At 37.7% G+C, this 13,672-nt stretch carries 12 protein-coding genes; 7 read left to right on the forward strand and 5 right to left on the reverse strand.

The features are described 5' to 3' along the window. The first annotated feature begins 186 nt into the window (after positions 1–186). Positions 187–2,415: a phosphocholine-specific phospholipase C gene (locus tag HLV59_RS07290; protein WP_171429645.1), complete on the forward strand. Its 2,229-nt coding sequence runs from the start codon at positions 187–189 to the stop codon at positions 2,413–2,415. 48 nt (positions 2,416–2,463) lie between these two features. On the opposite strand, the gene HLV59_RS07295 is transcribed toward HLV59_RS07290, so the two are convergent. Both HLV59_RS07295 and HLV59_RS07300 read right to left on the reverse strand, forming a co-directional pair. Continuing rightward, positions 2,464–2,898: an acyl-CoA thioesterase gene (locus HLV59_RS07295; RefSeq protein ID WP_171429646.1), complete on the reverse strand. Its 435-nt coding sequence runs from the start codon at positions 2,896–2,898 to the stop codon at positions 2,464–2,466. Continuing rightward, entirely contained in the window at positions 2,898–4,055 is a 1,158-nt protein-coding gene (locus HLV59_RS07300) for an iron-containing alcohol dehydrogenase (RefSeq protein WP_171429647.1), read from the reverse strand. Before HLV59_RS07300 ends, HLV59_RS07295 begins: the two co-directional genes overlap by 1 nt. Positions 4,056–4,434: 379 nt before the next feature. On the opposite strand from HLV59_RS07300, the gene HLV59_RS07305 reads away from it, so the two are divergent. The 5 genes from HLV59_RS07305 (at position 4,435) to HLV59_RS07325 (ending at position 8,761) form a co-directional block, all read left to right on the forward strand. Then, positions 4,435–4,665, forward strand: a complete 231-nt coding sequence (locus HLV59_RS07305; RefSeq protein ID WP_171430592.1) for a hypothetical protein — start codon at positions 4,435–4,437, stop codon at positions 4,663–4,665. Between the two features lie 369 nt (positions 4,666–5,034). After that, positions 5,035–5,538 (forward strand): low molecular weight protein-tyrosine-phosphatase, encoded by a 504-nt coding sequence (locus tag HLV59_RS07310; RefSeq protein WP_140383397.1) that lies wholly within the window; start codon positions 5,035–5,037, stop codon positions 5,536–5,538. A gap of 31 nt (positions 5,539–5,569) precedes the next feature. Then, positions 5,570–6,604: a UDP-N-acetylmuramate dehydrogenase gene (murB, locus tag HLV59_RS07315; protein WP_267313495.1), complete on the forward strand. Its 1,035-nt coding sequence runs from the start codon at positions 5,570–5,572 to the stop codon at positions 6,602–6,604. Positions 6,605–6,608: 4 nt separating this feature from the next. After that, a complete protein-coding gene (locus tag HLV59_RS07320) occupies positions 6,609–7,733 on the forward strand; it encodes a YdcF family protein (protein WP_016145701.1) in 1,125 nt (374 codons plus the stop codon). Further along, positions 7,733–8,761 (forward strand): alpha/beta hydrolase, encoded by a 1,029-nt coding sequence (locus tag HLV59_RS07325; RefSeq protein WP_016145700.1) that lies wholly within the window; start codon positions 7,733–7,735, stop codon positions 8,759–8,761. The genes HLV59_RS07320 and HLV59_RS07325 overlap by 1 nt, the downstream gene beginning before the upstream one ends. A gap of 56 nt (positions 8,762–8,817) precedes the next feature. Here HLV59_RS07325 and HLV59_RS07330 read toward each other — a convergent pair whose 3' ends face one another. From HLV59_RS07330 to HLV59_RS07340, 3 genes are all read right to left on the reverse strand, one after another. Further along, positions 8,818–9,312, reverse strand: a complete 495-nt coding sequence (locus HLV59_RS07330) for a hypothetical protein (protein ID WP_171429649.1) — start codon at positions 9,310–9,312, stop codon at positions 8,818–8,820. Between the two features lie 62 nt (positions 9,313–9,374). Then, a complete protein-coding gene (locus HLV59_RS07335; RefSeq protein WP_171429650.1) occupies positions 9,375–10,430 on the reverse strand; it encodes a linear amide C-N hydrolase in 1,056 nt (351 codons plus the stop codon). Between the two features lie 211 nt (positions 10,431–10,641). Beyond that, on the reverse strand, positions 10,642–12,315 hold the full coding sequence (locus HLV59_RS07340) for an FMN-binding glutamate synthase family protein (RefSeq protein WP_200042622.1): 1,674 nt from the start codon (positions 12,313–12,315) through the stop codon (positions 10,642–10,644). A gap of 748 nt (positions 12,316–13,063) precedes the next feature. On the opposite strand from HLV59_RS07340, the gene HLV59_RS07345 reads away from it, so the two are divergent. Then, positions 13,064–13,594, forward strand: a complete 531-nt coding sequence (locus HLV59_RS07345) for a Csu type fimbrial protein (protein ID WP_031948691.1) — start codon at positions 13,064–13,066, stop codon at positions 13,592–13,594. Positions 13,595–13,672: the final 78 nt, after the last annotated feature.

Below are 13,672 nucleotides of genomic sequence, written 5' to 3' on the forward strand. Positions count from 1 at the left end.
CATAGCAATGAAAAGGCAATGCACTGGAATAAATTGTTTTAAATATTCTTATCTTTTATTAATCGGCGCGATTCTACTGAGTGGTTGTAACGACTCATCAAATGATAATTCAAATACGCCAGATACAGGTAAAAAGCCTGTAATGCGCTGTGCTCCATAAACTTAAATAATAAAAAGAACCTGATCATGATTACACGTCGTAAATTTTTAAATTACTCTTTAAATATGGGTTTTGGTGCTGCGGCATTGGCAACTTTCCCATCTAGTATTCAAAAAGCTTTAGCAATTCCTGCAAATAATAAAACTGGCACCATTCAGGATGTCGAACACGTTATTATTTTAATGCAGGAAAACCGATCTTTTGACCACTACTTTGGAACATTAAAAGGTGTTCGGGGTTTTGCCGATCGTTTTACGATTCCTCTACCAAGTGGCCGCCGTGTCTGGGAGCAACTTAGAAGTAATGGGCAAGTTCTAACACCTTTTCATTTAGATGGTACAGCCAATAATGCACAGCGTGCGGATGGGACACCACATACTTGGAATGATAGTCAGTTGGCTTGGGACAATGGGCGTATGGCGAACTGGCCAACCCACAAAACTGATATATCCATGGGTTATTTTAAAGAAAAAGAAATTCCATATCAGTTTGCACTTGCCAATGCCTTTACGATCTGTGATGCCTACCATTGCTCTATGCACACTGGAACAGATGCAAACCGTTCTTATCACTTAACGGGTACGAATGGAGCAACACCGACCAAGCGTTCATTTGTAAACAATGAATGGGACTGGATTGATGGTAATCCTGCTACAGCAGATCGTGGTTATACATGGAAAACCTATGCCGAGCGTTTAGAAGAAGCAGGGGTAAGCTGGATTTGTTATCAAAATATGCCAGATGAATGGGGCGATAATATGCTTGGTGCATTTCGTACGTTTAGAAAGGCGAACATTGCATCTGGTTATCCCGTTTCAAGTGGCGGCGAACCGAATAAACCGTATGCCGATACGGGTCAAAAACTACCATATAAAGCCTATGATGCTGCGACTGATAATGCCAAAAATCCACTTTATAAGGGCATTGCCAATACATTGCCAGGCAATAAACCAGAAGAATATCTTGACGCTTTTAAACGAGACATTCGTGAAGGTAAATTACCACAAGTCTCTTGGATTAATGCGCCATCAATTTATTGTGAACATCCAGACCCTTCAAGCCCAGTTCAAGGGGCATGGTTTATTCAAGAAATTATTGATGCTTTAACTGCTGTACCAGAAGTTTGGAGTAAAACCGCGCTACTTATCAACTTTGATGAAAATGATGGTTACTTTGACCATGTGCCATCGCCATCAGCACCATCTCGACTTAAAAACGGTCAATACGCGGGTAAATCGACATTAAGCAGTACTGATATGCAGGACGAATATTTTGATCATGCTGCACCTGAGGGAAGCCATTCTCAGCCTACACCTGATGGACGAGTTTATGGTCCGGGTCCTCGTGTTCCATTATATGTGATTTCCCCATGGAGCCGTGGTGGTTGGGTGAACTCGCAAGTGTTTGATCATACTTCTGTGCTCATGTTTTTAGAAAAACGTTTTGGGGTTAAAGAGCTGAATATCAGTCCATACCGCCGTGCGGTGTGTGGCGATTTAACCAGTGCATTTAACTTTAAAACACCAAATGCAGATGTTTTACCGCAGTTGAACGGGAAACAAACTCGTGTGCAGGCCGATGAGTTAAGAGAAAATCAAGAAGCTCTGCCAGCTGTACCTGTACCAATGGATATTAAGTTACCGATTCAGCAAAGTGGCATACGTCTGTCACGTGCGCTACCTTACGAGCTGCACACCAGCGCGCACTGTAAAGCGGATGGTAAGGTGCAATTGATATTCTCTAATACGGGTACGCAAGCAGCGGTTTTCCACGTATATGACAAGCTCAACTTAGACCGTATTCCAAAGCGTTATATTGTAGAGCCGAATAAAAATTTAGATGATGAGTGGGATGCTTTAAAAGATAATTTAGGTCGTTACGATTTATGGGTACTCGGTCCAAATGGCTACCATCGTCATTTTAAAGGGGATACTCAACGTATTGTCGATAGTGGTGTTAAGCCTGAGATTAGAGTGTGTTATGACATTGCCAACGGTGATGTGTATGTAGAACTCATGAATGAAGGAACCAAGGATACAATATTGACGGTAAAACCTTGTGCATACCGACAAGACGCACCGTTACAACTTATCGTAAAAGCGGGTCAAGTCGTTAAACAACATTGGGCTTTGGCTGACGTAGGACATTGGTATGATTTTGAAATCACCAGTCAGAGTGATCCATATTATTACCGACGTTTTGCTGGTCGAGTTGAAACGGGTGAAGACTCTTTTAGTGATCCTGCAATGATGTAAGTTTAGGTGGGCAAAAAGAAAAGATCATTTTCTTTTTGCCCCGTTTTTTTATAATAAATAACTCTTTAAAACTTCACGAACTGTCTCAGAAATAGGTACAGTTTTACGCGTTTCGCGATCAACAAACACATGAACAAAATGTCCTTGAGCTGATGCCTGGTCTTGACCTTGTTTAAAGATTGCCAATTCATAGCGTAAAGATGTCGTGCCGATTTTCCCAATCGCAACACCCACTTGAATAATTTCTGGAAATGACAATTCCTGATTAAAGCTACAAGCTGAATCGACGACTAACCCAATTGATTTTGCTTCATGAATATCAAAACCTGTTTTTTGAATGAGCAATGCATTGGCTGCCGTATCAAAATAGCTATAGTAAGTCACATTATTCACATGACCATAAATATCGTTATCTGCCCAACGAGTTTGAATGTCTAAAAAGAACTTAAATTGATCACGAGTTTTTAAAATGGGTTTAGTCATCAATGAATCGCCTGATAAATTGCCAAAGCAGCGGCTTCTGTCATGTCACGTGGGTTATTTTGTAGTAAGCGGGTTTGCAACATGGCATCTTGAGCAAGTCTAGGTAAGCTAGATTCATCAATACCCAGATCTCTAAGTTTTAAAGTCAAACCACTACGGTCTAAATGGTTTTGCATATGATCAATAAACAGATCACATAGACCATCGGTGCTGCCATTACTATATGGATCCAACCACTGCATAAGCTCTGCATAATATTGTTTAGCATGTGGTGCATTAAATTTTAATACTTCAACCAATACTAAGGCATTGGTATGACCATGCGAAAGATGAAAATGTCCACCCAGTGGATAAGCTAAAGCATGTACCGCAGCAACGGGCGAGTTTGCAAATGCCTGACCTGCAAGCATTGAGCCGAACAGCATATTTTGCCTTGCTTCCAAATCATTGCCGTTCTTAAGAACTTTCGGTAAGTTATGATTTAGTAGCTTGAGTGCATGTTTGGCTAAAATATCGGTATATATATTTTTTTTGTGCTTAGAGGTATATGCCTCAATGGCATGCACCATCGCATCAATACCAGTTGCAGCAGTAATATGGGCTGGAAGGTTTTGAGTAAAGGTTGCATCTAAAATAGCTGTATCCGCATACAGTACTGGAGAAACAATCCCCATTTTTGTCGCTTCACCCGTAGTCACAATTGAGATTGGCGTTACTTCTGAGCCTGTACCAGCTGTAGTAGGAATTAAAATAAGCGGAAGGCGAGCTGTAGTGACTTGGTTTACGCCGTACATTTCTTGCAAACTTTGGGTCTGGTTAGGGTGGGCGAGTAAAGCAATAACTTTTGCCACATCCAAAGAACTCCCACCACCAAAACCAATAATGACATCTACATTTTGCTGTTTTGCATAGTTGGTTGCATCTAAAACGACTTGTTCAGGCGGATCAGCTTGCACATCCGCATAAATGACATATTCAATATTGAGGGCATCTAAAATTTGCACGATGGGACGGTGTAATTGATTTTTAACCATGCCTGCATCTGTAACTAGCAATAACTTGCGGTAAGCTTTTGATGACAAAACATTCTGTAATTCTTGTATAGAGCCTAAGCCAGAGATGATATTTGGAACGGTTTGAAATTGAAAATGGCTCATATACATTATTTCCTTATTTTTGAAAATTATTGTTGAACGGTTCTATAAGACTCAATCTACAAATAAGTTAGCATAAGACACTTTAAAATAAAGCATTCTCGGAAGGTGATTTTATAGCTCAGCATTTAAACCAGCAAAACCAAATTTAGACTACAAAAAACTCCGCTAACTATCGACTAATGGCGGGGTTTTTTATTATTAAGTATTTCTGTAATATCAATTTAATAGTATAGGGTGAAAAAAATACTAAATGATCAGGGTTAATCATCACTAAGGGAGGGGTAGTTTTCGCTAGGACCTTTTCTGATTGAGAAGGGAAAAAAGGATCTTTTTTATTATTAAGAAAAAACATAATTTTTGAGGTGGAATTTAACTAGTGATGTACACAATTAGATATGTTCATCGGAACAACACTTACTATATTGCTTCGAACAACGAAGGAAATTTTATTATTCTTGAGTCACTTGATTCAGAGTTTCGTATGGGCCATCAAATTTCATATGATGGTGAAAAAGTATTTAACCTAACACTAAATGACGAAACAGATGCAGTCATTAAACTGCAGAGTAATGAAAAAGGAGCCTATGAGTACTTACATTCAGTTAAGTAAATAAGCTTTTTTATTCTTAAGTATTTCTGTAAGATCCTTCCGTTGCTTTAAACAACAATAAACCTTAATGATCAGCGCAAAAGTCATAAGGGGAAAGCCTACTTGAAAGAGTAGGCTTTTTTTATTTATCTATCAAAGCCACTTGGAGTGGGGCAAGCTCTAAAAAGTATAAACTTAGCCACTTTTTCGCCTGTTTTATCAACTTTTAATCTATTGATAAACATTATTTTCCTTTTCAACCCAAGTGAGTTTTGACAAAATGCAACAAGTCACAATGGTCAATTCAGTTCTCACAAACTCATAGTCTGTTAAGATTGTGCATGAACCTGTTTATTTTTATGTAATTCAAATGTTTGGACGTAATTTCTAATGGAAACACAATATAAGGTGTTATGTGTCTGTTTAGGAAATATTTGCCGTTCTCCCACGGCTGAAGTGGTTTTCAGACATTATTGTGACGCGCATAAACTCAAAGTGATTGTCGATTCAGCTGGAACGAGTAATTATCATCCAAATAAAGCACCTGATCAGCGCAGTCAGTTGCATGCCAAGAAAAGGGGCTATGACTTATCATCTTTACGTGCAAGGCAACTTTCAACCCAAGACTTTTTAGAGTTTGATTTGATTTTGGCAATGGATCATCAAAATTTTGAAGATATTCATGACGTGTTGCAAAGGGCCATTTCTCAATTTGGCGCACATCAAATTCGTGCAAAAGTAGCTTTAATGAGTGAGCATGATCCTGAATACCCACAACAAGCGTTGCCAGATCCTTATTATGGCGGTGCGGATGGCTTTGAACGTGTACTTAATCAATGCGAATCTAGTAGTTTGGCGTGGGTTAATATTTTAAAAAAACAATTGAATGTTTAAGAAAATGTTTAAGAATAGGTTTTTCAACACAATGCAAATTCAGAATCAAGTACAGCTTAAGCCATTCAATACTTTAAGTTTAGATGCAACTGTTTCTCACTATACTAAAGTTGCCAATATTCACGATATTGAAGAAGCTTTAGATTTTGCAGAGCAGCATCAGTTAAATGTACTTGTATTATCGGGCGGTAGTAATATGTTATTGCCGCAGCAGATCAATGCTTTAGTGATTCATCTTGATATTCAGGGAATTGAAGTTTTATCAAACGATCATGATTTTGTTCGGGTTAAAGTAGGTGCAGGCCAAGTCTGGCATGATTTTGTTTTATATAGCACCGAACAGAAGTGGTTTGGTTTGCAAAATTTAGCCCTTATTCCAGGTTTAGTTGGTGCTTCACCTGTACAAAACATCGGGGCGTATGGGGTAGAGGTAGGTGAGTTTATTGAGTCAGTACAAGTGTATGACCGTAAATTAAAGCAAACTCAGACAATTTTAGTGGCTGACTGCCATTTTGCCTATCGCCATAGTATTTTTAAAGATGATCCAAACCGTTACATTATCACGCATGTCACTTTTAAATTGCTTAAACAGCCGCATTTAAAACTTAACTACGGCGATTTGAAACAAGCAGTTGGAGACAATCAGACAGCCGAAAATTTACAAAATCAAGTCATCCAGATTCGTCAAAGTAAGCTCCCTGATCCAAAAGAATATCCAAATGTAGGTAGTTTCTTTAAAAATCCGATTGTTAGTCCTCAAGAATTTGAACGCTTAGTCACACAATTCTCAACAATTCCTCATTATCCTCAAGCTAATGGAAACGTTAAAATTGCAGCAGGATGGTTAATTGATCAGGCAGGTTGGAAAGGGAAACAACTTGATATGGTCGGGATGTTCCATAAACAGGCATTAGTTTTGGTGAATTATGCCAATGCATCTCTTACTGATGTAAAGAAAACTTATCAGGCTGTACAACATGATGTTGATCAGCGTTTCCATATTATGTTAGAACCAGAGCCTGTGCTTTATAACAGTTTAGGTTTAATTGAAAATCATACGGAATAGTTTTATGCCAAAAGTACACTTAATGGTACGTTTAGTACAAGTAGTCACCGTGCTATTTGTACTATTAGGCTGTTTCGTGGTTTTTTTATATTCACCATTTTATTCAAAACTTATTGTAGCTGGGCTTAATTATTTTGTTCCAGTTGACGTTAACCAAGTCGCTGCTGAGAGCCAAAGACAGGCTGCATTAAGTGAACATGATAATTTAGAGCCGGGTTCAAATTTATGGATTGCTCGTCAGGCGTATTTAAAACTGACAGAGCAAGCGTTACGTGAAAAAAAGACATCTGATCTGACCTATATTCAAGAAAATTATAAAGCCTTACAACAAATTATTCTTTTAGAAGAAAAGGAACAAGATTCAGAAGAACAAGCAGCCGCTGTAACGGTGCCTTTAGTCGCTAAGAATTCTGAAATTGATGCTGCAGATGAGGCGAGTAGTCCTGTTGACGAAGCACTCTTTATTAATAGTTCTGAAAACAAAGCACTTACTGAACAATATACAGAGTTTTTAGCAAGAAAACCTGTGGTACCAGAGCCTCAAAAAGCTGTTAGTGAGCCTGAACAAAAAGTCGAATATGTGCGTAAAAATCCATTACCTGTACAACCTAAAAAGTTATCAGAACCTTATGCAATTGTTGTGTTGGGCGGAGGGTTAACTTTAGATAAAAATGGTAAAGATATTGTAGTGAATGGCTATACCCGTTTGCGATTAGAAAAAACTTTAGAAGTTGAAAAACAAAATCATCTACCGATTGTGCTGAGTGGTGTAGAAGCACCTTATATGCAAGCTTGGTTAAAAGAGCGCGGTGTTGATGCAAAGCTATTAGAAAAGCGTAGTATGAATACATGTGAAAATACTCGGTTTAGCTCTTTATTGCTTCAGAAAAAAGGCGGAGCACCAACAGTCATGTTGGTTACAGATGAATATCATATGCCACGTACACGTCGACTGTTTGCTTTAAATGGCATTGAAACTATTCCTGTTGTAGCTCCAATGCCAACTCCACTGACACGCTGGCAACCAAGTGTGCAAAATTACGATCATAGCCGCCGTGCAAACTATGAATTACTTGCGACAATTCGCGACATGTTGTTTGGCTCAAGTGATTGTCGAGAGGTTCCTTAATGTCAGATATTCCATTTCTCAATCCTGCCGTATTAAAACAATTAGATTTACCGGTGCCTAACCGTGACCTTACACCGCAGGTTTTGAGTCCACTCAATTTAAATACCTTAGAAGAACCTTCTCGTGATTTGTTAGCTTACCGTAAATTATATGGTTTACATTTACTTGAATGTGACCATTGGCAAGGCTATGTTCAAATGCCTTTATTCCGTTTGCATGTACAAGTTTTCAAACCTAAAGTAGAAAAAATACAAGGTACTGTCTGTTTATTGCATGGTTACCTTGAGCATAGCGGTATTTATCAGCCAATTATTCGTGAGATTCTTGAGCAGGGTTTTAGTATTATCACTTATGATTTGCCAGGACATGGATTAAGTGATGGTTCACCAGCCAGTATTAAAAATTTTGATCATTATCAGCAAGTCTTGATGGCTGTTTATCAATATGTGAAACATGCAAATCAGCTGCCAAAACCATGGGTTGGTATTGGTCAAAGTACGGGTGGAGCAATTTGGATGCATCACTTATTAGAATATGCTGAAAAACGCCAAGATCCGATTGTAGACCGAGTACTTTTACTTTCTCCGTTAATTCGCCCAGCGAAAACAGCATGGTGGCATAACCCTGTTGGATTGGGCATTATTCGCCGTATTAAACGTCAAGTACCAAGACACTTTAGACGGAACAATCATAATCCTGAATTTTTGCGTTTTATACGTTTAAAAGATCCTTTGCAACCACGCATGATGGGCATGGACTGGATTTTGGCAATGTCAAAATGGATGCAAGAAATGGAGGAGCGGCCTGCTTGCCGTATCCCTGTCTGGCTTGCACAAGGTGCTCTCGATCAGACAGTTGATTGGCGTTATAACATTGAGTTTATTCGTCGTAAATTTAGACTCCAAACGTTGTTAATGCTTGAAGAAGGTTCTCATCAATTAATTAATGAACGTGCGGATATACGTGCCGCATTAACAGGATTGATTCCGGCCTTTTTACATGCAAAGCCAAAACATTTTTATTATTAAAAAATAATGCATCTATCCAAAAAATTGGATAGATGCATAAATTAATGTATAGGGCTTTATTTTGAATTTTGATAAAGCTGCATAAAGTTTTTATAAACCGAAGACTGCTTTTGTGGACTATACATATTACGCTCGATTGTCCCTTTATCCGTTTTGATCAAAACATTTACATTTTGAGCATGTTTAAACTCTTGTAAGAATTGGCTTGGAATAACAAAGTAAGTTGTTGAATGTTTTGGAACTAATCTGCTCACATTTGTTTTTTCAGTGGCTTGAGCTGGTTCATAATTGAATCGTTTACCATCAATATCAAAGGTCAAAGCGTTAATATCATAAAAGTTATAACTACTACTTAAATGAACATCTACTCGAAGCTGATTTTTTTGACTTTCGTTCCATTTAACCAATAAGCTTGGGCATAGTTCTGTTGGCGAGCAGTTTAGCTGACCAGCTGTCTTTACCTCTTTAGGAGCTGTTGTACTAACCTGTGTGGTGCTACAAGCCGCTGTAAGTAGACATGAACCCAATAAGAGTAGAGATTTTTTCATCATATAAATTCCAAGATCGTATGTTTAATATTATTTATGTTAAGAGTAATAAATTTTGACATAAATTAGCGCGTAGTTGGACCTAAAAATACAAATGGTTTTGCAATTTTAAAGGAAGAGGTCGCATCGCCTGCATAGATATGGCTTTGATCGGGTCCTAAATCAAGTCTACGTGTTTTGCCATCTTTAAAGTTAATCTTTTTCAAGTCGACCCAAAATACATTTGGTGAGAGAGCGGATTCAAAAAAGTAGAGCATCTGTTTGTGGTCGGCAACAGTTCGCCAGCGAGTTGAAGAGATATTAGGTTCTTCTTGAGTATTTAGCCCATAAGGAACAGATGCATTTCGAATGACACTGAATACAGAGGCTTGAGCTTGCTTTGCATTATCATTTTTAGGAATTGCATTAATGTAGAATGATGCACGTGCAAAGCGGTCAGATGCTCGGTTTGTGCCGGGAAGCATAACTGTTCCACCAATTTGCTTCCAATATTCGGCAAGTGCCAGTTGTTTGTCGAAAGTAGGTGAGTTAGTCATGACCTGATAGCTCCGGCTATGGTGAATCACTTGTTTTCCACCAATATATTCGATAATCGCGCTATCACCTGTTTTATCAGAAATAGATAAATGCAATGTGGTTAATCTGGTTTCACCAGGAACACTATCTGTAACGATTGTGTAAGGTTCTTTCTCTAGCGCTTTGACAGCCTCATCAACGGTTGTGAAATTATCGAGTACATATTGTGCCCAAGCAGCAATGCTGAGTAGTGGTTTATTAGATTTTTTTACATCGGGGTATTCAGATTCGACTAGCCATAAGACATTAGCAACTAAACCTGCTTCATTCATTCCATCAGTTGTGGAAACTTCATAACCTGTAGCAATAACACTTCCATATTTAGAGGTCCATTTTATTGAGTTAGGACCTGCATTACCTTCACGGCTAACTCCGCTTGGCATAATCCATAAATTTGTACCTGTATCAACTTTCCAATCCATTGAACGAGCTGTAATAACGTGTTGATTATTGCCTAAATATACGGCACGTGTACAAGCAGTAGCGTAGCTACTTAAACCTATAGCGATTGCGACAAAAGAAGAGATGAATGTTTTTTTCAACATGATGAGCTACCTTCTTGTTATAAACATTAAAAAATTTTTATTAAATAAAATTAAAAAGTGTACGTTATTTATACTTTGATATTAGGTGAAAAATCTATTAAATACAAATTAAAAGCAAAAGGAGATTTAATTGAAAATCACATATTCGTTTGAAATATGGAAGAGCATCACACTATAGATGTAATGCTCAAATCATAAAAATTAATATAAATTAAAAATGATTGGCATCTGCCATATTCCACATTCGATAATAGAAATTATCATCGTCGTTATTAAGTTCAGATTGCAAAAGTTCACCTTCTTTTAAGAAAAAATGTAATTGAGCATAGTTCTTAATTTCACGGTCATTTACACGCTGAGCCAAATGATGGGCTTTAATATCAGAAGGATGACGTAAACCCGCCGCAGCGATCATTTCTGATAATGCATGCAATGTATTTTTATGGAAATTAAATACTCGTTCTGATTTAGTCGGTACATCAATTGCCTTCTGACGATCTTTATCTTGAGTCGCAACACCTACCGGGCATTGGTTAGTGTGGCAACTCTGTGCTTGAATACACCCAACCGCAAACATGAAACCACGTGCTGAGTTAACCCAGTCTGCACCGAGCGCAAATGTACTGGCAATATCAAATGCACTAATGATTTTTCCACTCGCGCCAATCTTAACTTGATCTCTTAGTCCTGCACCCACAAGGGTATTATGTACAAAGCGTAAGCCCTCACGTAATGGCGTGCCAATATTGTCACTAAACTCAATTGGTGCTGCGCCTGTACCACCTTCAGAACCATCCACAACAATAAAGTCGGGAACAATTTTTGTTTCAAGCATGGCTTTAACAATACTCATAAACTGCCAAGGTTGGCCAATACACAGTTTAAAACCAACGGGCTTGCCACCCGATAGTGTGCGTAATTTTTGTAAGAAATGCATCATTTCAATTGGGGTAGAAAAACTAGAATGCTTGGCAGGAGAGATACAATCGTGATCGCGAGAAACACCACGTATTTGGGCAATTTCTTCGGTAATTTTATGTTTAGGTAAAATACCGCCATGACCAGGTTTTGCACCTTGTGAAAGCTTTAGCTCGATCATTTTGATCTGTGGTAATTGAGATTGCTTAGCAAACTTTTGTTCGTCAAATTTCCCATCAAGCGTGCGACAACCAAAATAACCGCTGGCAATTTGCCAAACAATATCACCGCCATTTTCTAGATGATAAGGGCTTAAACTTCCTTCGCCAGTATCATGATAAAAACCGCCTAATTGTGCTCCTTTATTTAGAGCACGAATTGCATTCGCACTTAAACTACCAAAGCTCATGGCAGAAATATTCATAATAGATGCGCTATACGGTTGTAGGCATTGTGCATTACCCACCTGAATACGGAAGCTTTTTGGGTCTGCAGGCGGGCAAGGGCTTATTGAGTGAACAATAAAACGGTAATTTTCTTGGTAGACATCAATGATTGAACCAAAAGGTTTATCTGCATTTTCATTTTTAGCACGTTGATAAACTAAGCTTCTTTGCATGCGAGAAAAAGGTAGAGCATCTTGATCCGCTTCAATAAAGTATTGGCGGATTTCAGGACGTATATCTTCAAACAAAAAACGGAAATGCCCCATAATTGGGTAGTTTCTTAGAATTGAATGTTTATTTTGCAAAACATCATATAGTCCTAATAAGCTTAAGACGCCTGTAACCACCCATAAACCGTTAAGGAGAGTGTCAGAAACAAAATAGTAGATACTATGAGGGGTATATACAGTACGAAACCACGTAATACTAAGCGCAGTAAAAATACATAAGAACCAGAGAGAATGACGTGAGAAGAATGTATTGAGAAATTTATGTCGAATGATTTGTGCTGGACTCGCCATATTGGAACAAATTCCTAATGTTTTACTGGTACATACCTTGCCAATAAGCAAGTCAAACTACAAGTATGCAATTGTTGTTAGTGTTATGGCGAGACAAGAGATACATGTGGAAAAGCAAGTTTGATCTAGAATTTACTTTTTGATAGATCGAATCTTATCTACCGAGTTTTGCAATGGTGGGTAGTTTTTTGGGTTTAATTTTCATTTAATTTTTAGGAATAGTTGAGCTAGCAATACGTACTTTTGTTAGTGAGCATCTGTCTTTAATCACTGAAATTTCTAAAAATGTGATAAAACACTTAGATTTCTTATTCATAAATTATTGTTTTCTTATTCATTTTAAATATATAGAACAATCAATAGCTTAATTTTTATTCTGATCTTTTTTGATTAAATTTTAAGAAATTATAAAATATCAAAATTAATGGTAAAATTTAACTAATGAAAAAATATAACTTTTTAGGAAAACTAATCAAAATAAATGGAAGTATCGAAAAACTGAAATAAAAGGTTAGAGAAGACATAAAAATTTTTATAATTGAGAAATCAATCAAAATTTGAATTATTAATTGATATTTAGAATGAAACAGATATTAGTGTTTTTGTTGTTTTTTTGTATTATGCGCGACTAGTAGAGTAAAAAAATAACGCTTTGAAAAAACAGTCAAAAGAACGAGTGATTGTGATGGGGAAGGCTGGTTTTTACATCTATTAATTTTATTGGCGTAATGTAAAAAGGTTTTTAACCATGAATAAGTCTCTCATTTGTTTATCAGCAATTGCTATGGGTTTAATGTCGATGAATGCCGCAAACGCTGCATCAGCTACCGGTACATTAACCGTTAAAGCTACTATTACAAATAGTTGTGTTCTAAATACTTCTGCAACAGGTACTACATCAAATGCAGTTTTGGATTTCGGTACATTAAGTTCACTTGCGAATAACGTCGATGCAGACACCACAACAACAGGTGGTACTGCCATTAAAGTATTATGTAACAACACTGTGCCATGGACTTTGGCTTTTGATGCGGGGAAGAACGCTCAAACGACACAACGCCGTATGATTGGTGGTGCAACTAGCAACGAATATATTCCTTATAACCTTTTCTCAGACACTAACCGTGCAACAGCGATTGGTATTTCAACAACCGCATATAGTGGTACAGGTACGGGTACGGCACAAACTGTAAATGTGTATGGTCGTATCCCGGCTGGCTCAACTTTACCAAGTGCAGGTAGCTATGTTGATACTGTAACTGTAACAGTGACTTATTAATTTTTAAAAAGTTTTATTGTGTTATTGCTAGCTCTTGTTTATGAGAGCTAGCGCATTTTGAGAAAAGTTGTTCTGGGT

Source organism: Acinetobacter lactucae (genome assembly GCF_013122135.1).
GTDB classification, from domain to species: Bacteria; Pseudomonadota; Gammaproteobacteria; order Pseudomonadales; family Moraxellaceae; genus Acinetobacter; species Acinetobacter lactucae.

What these genes read in the sequence shown, in the direction of transcription:
- HLV59_RS07290 (WP_171429645.1), top strand. Translation starts at nt 187, where the DNA reads ATGATTACACGTCGTAAATTTTTAAATTACTCTTTAAATATGGGTTTT.
- HLV59_RS07295 (WP_171429646.1), bottom strand. Translation starts at nt 2,898, where the DNA reads ATGACTAAACCCATTTTAAAAACTCGTGATCAATTTAAGTTCTTTTTA.
- HLV59_RS07300 (WP_171429647.1), bottom strand. Translation starts at nt 4,055, where the DNA reads ATGAGCCATTTTCAATTTCAAACCGTTCCAAATATCATCTCTGGCTTA.
- HLV59_RS07305 (WP_171430592.1), top strand. Translation starts at nt 4,435, where the DNA reads ATGTACACAATTAGATATGTTCATCGGAACAACACTTACTATATTGCT.
- HLV59_RS07310 (WP_140383397.1), top strand. Translation starts at nt 5,035, where the DNA reads ATGGAAACACAATATAAGGTGTTATGTGTCTGTTTAGGAAATATTTGC.
- murB (WP_267313495.1), top strand. Translation starts at nt 5,570, where the DNA reads ATGCAAATTCAGAATCAAGTACAGCTTAAGCCATTCAATACTTTAAGT.
- HLV59_RS07320 (WP_016145701.1), top strand. Translation starts at nt 6,609, where the DNA reads ATGCCAAAAGTACACTTAATGGTACGTTTAGTACAAGTAGTCACCGTG.
- HLV59_RS07325 (WP_016145700.1), top strand. Translation starts at nt 7,733, where the DNA reads ATGTCAGATATTCCATTTCTCAATCCTGCCGTATTAAAACAATTAGAT.
- HLV59_RS07330 (WP_171429649.1), bottom strand. Translation starts at nt 9,312, where the DNA reads ATGATGAAAAAATCTCTACTCTTATTGGGTTCATGTCTACTTACAGCG.
- HLV59_RS07335 (WP_171429650.1), bottom strand. Translation starts at nt 10,430, where the DNA reads ATGTTGAAAAAAACATTCATCTCTTCTTTTGTCGCAATCGCTATAGGT.
- HLV59_RS07340 (WP_200042622.1), bottom strand. Translation starts at nt 12,315, where the DNA reads ATGGCGAGTCCAGCACAAATCATTCGACATAAATTTCTCAATACATTC.
- HLV59_RS07345 (WP_031948691.1), top strand. Translation starts at nt 13,064, where the DNA reads ATGAATAAGTCTCTCATTTGTTTATCAGCAATTGCTATGGGTTTAATG.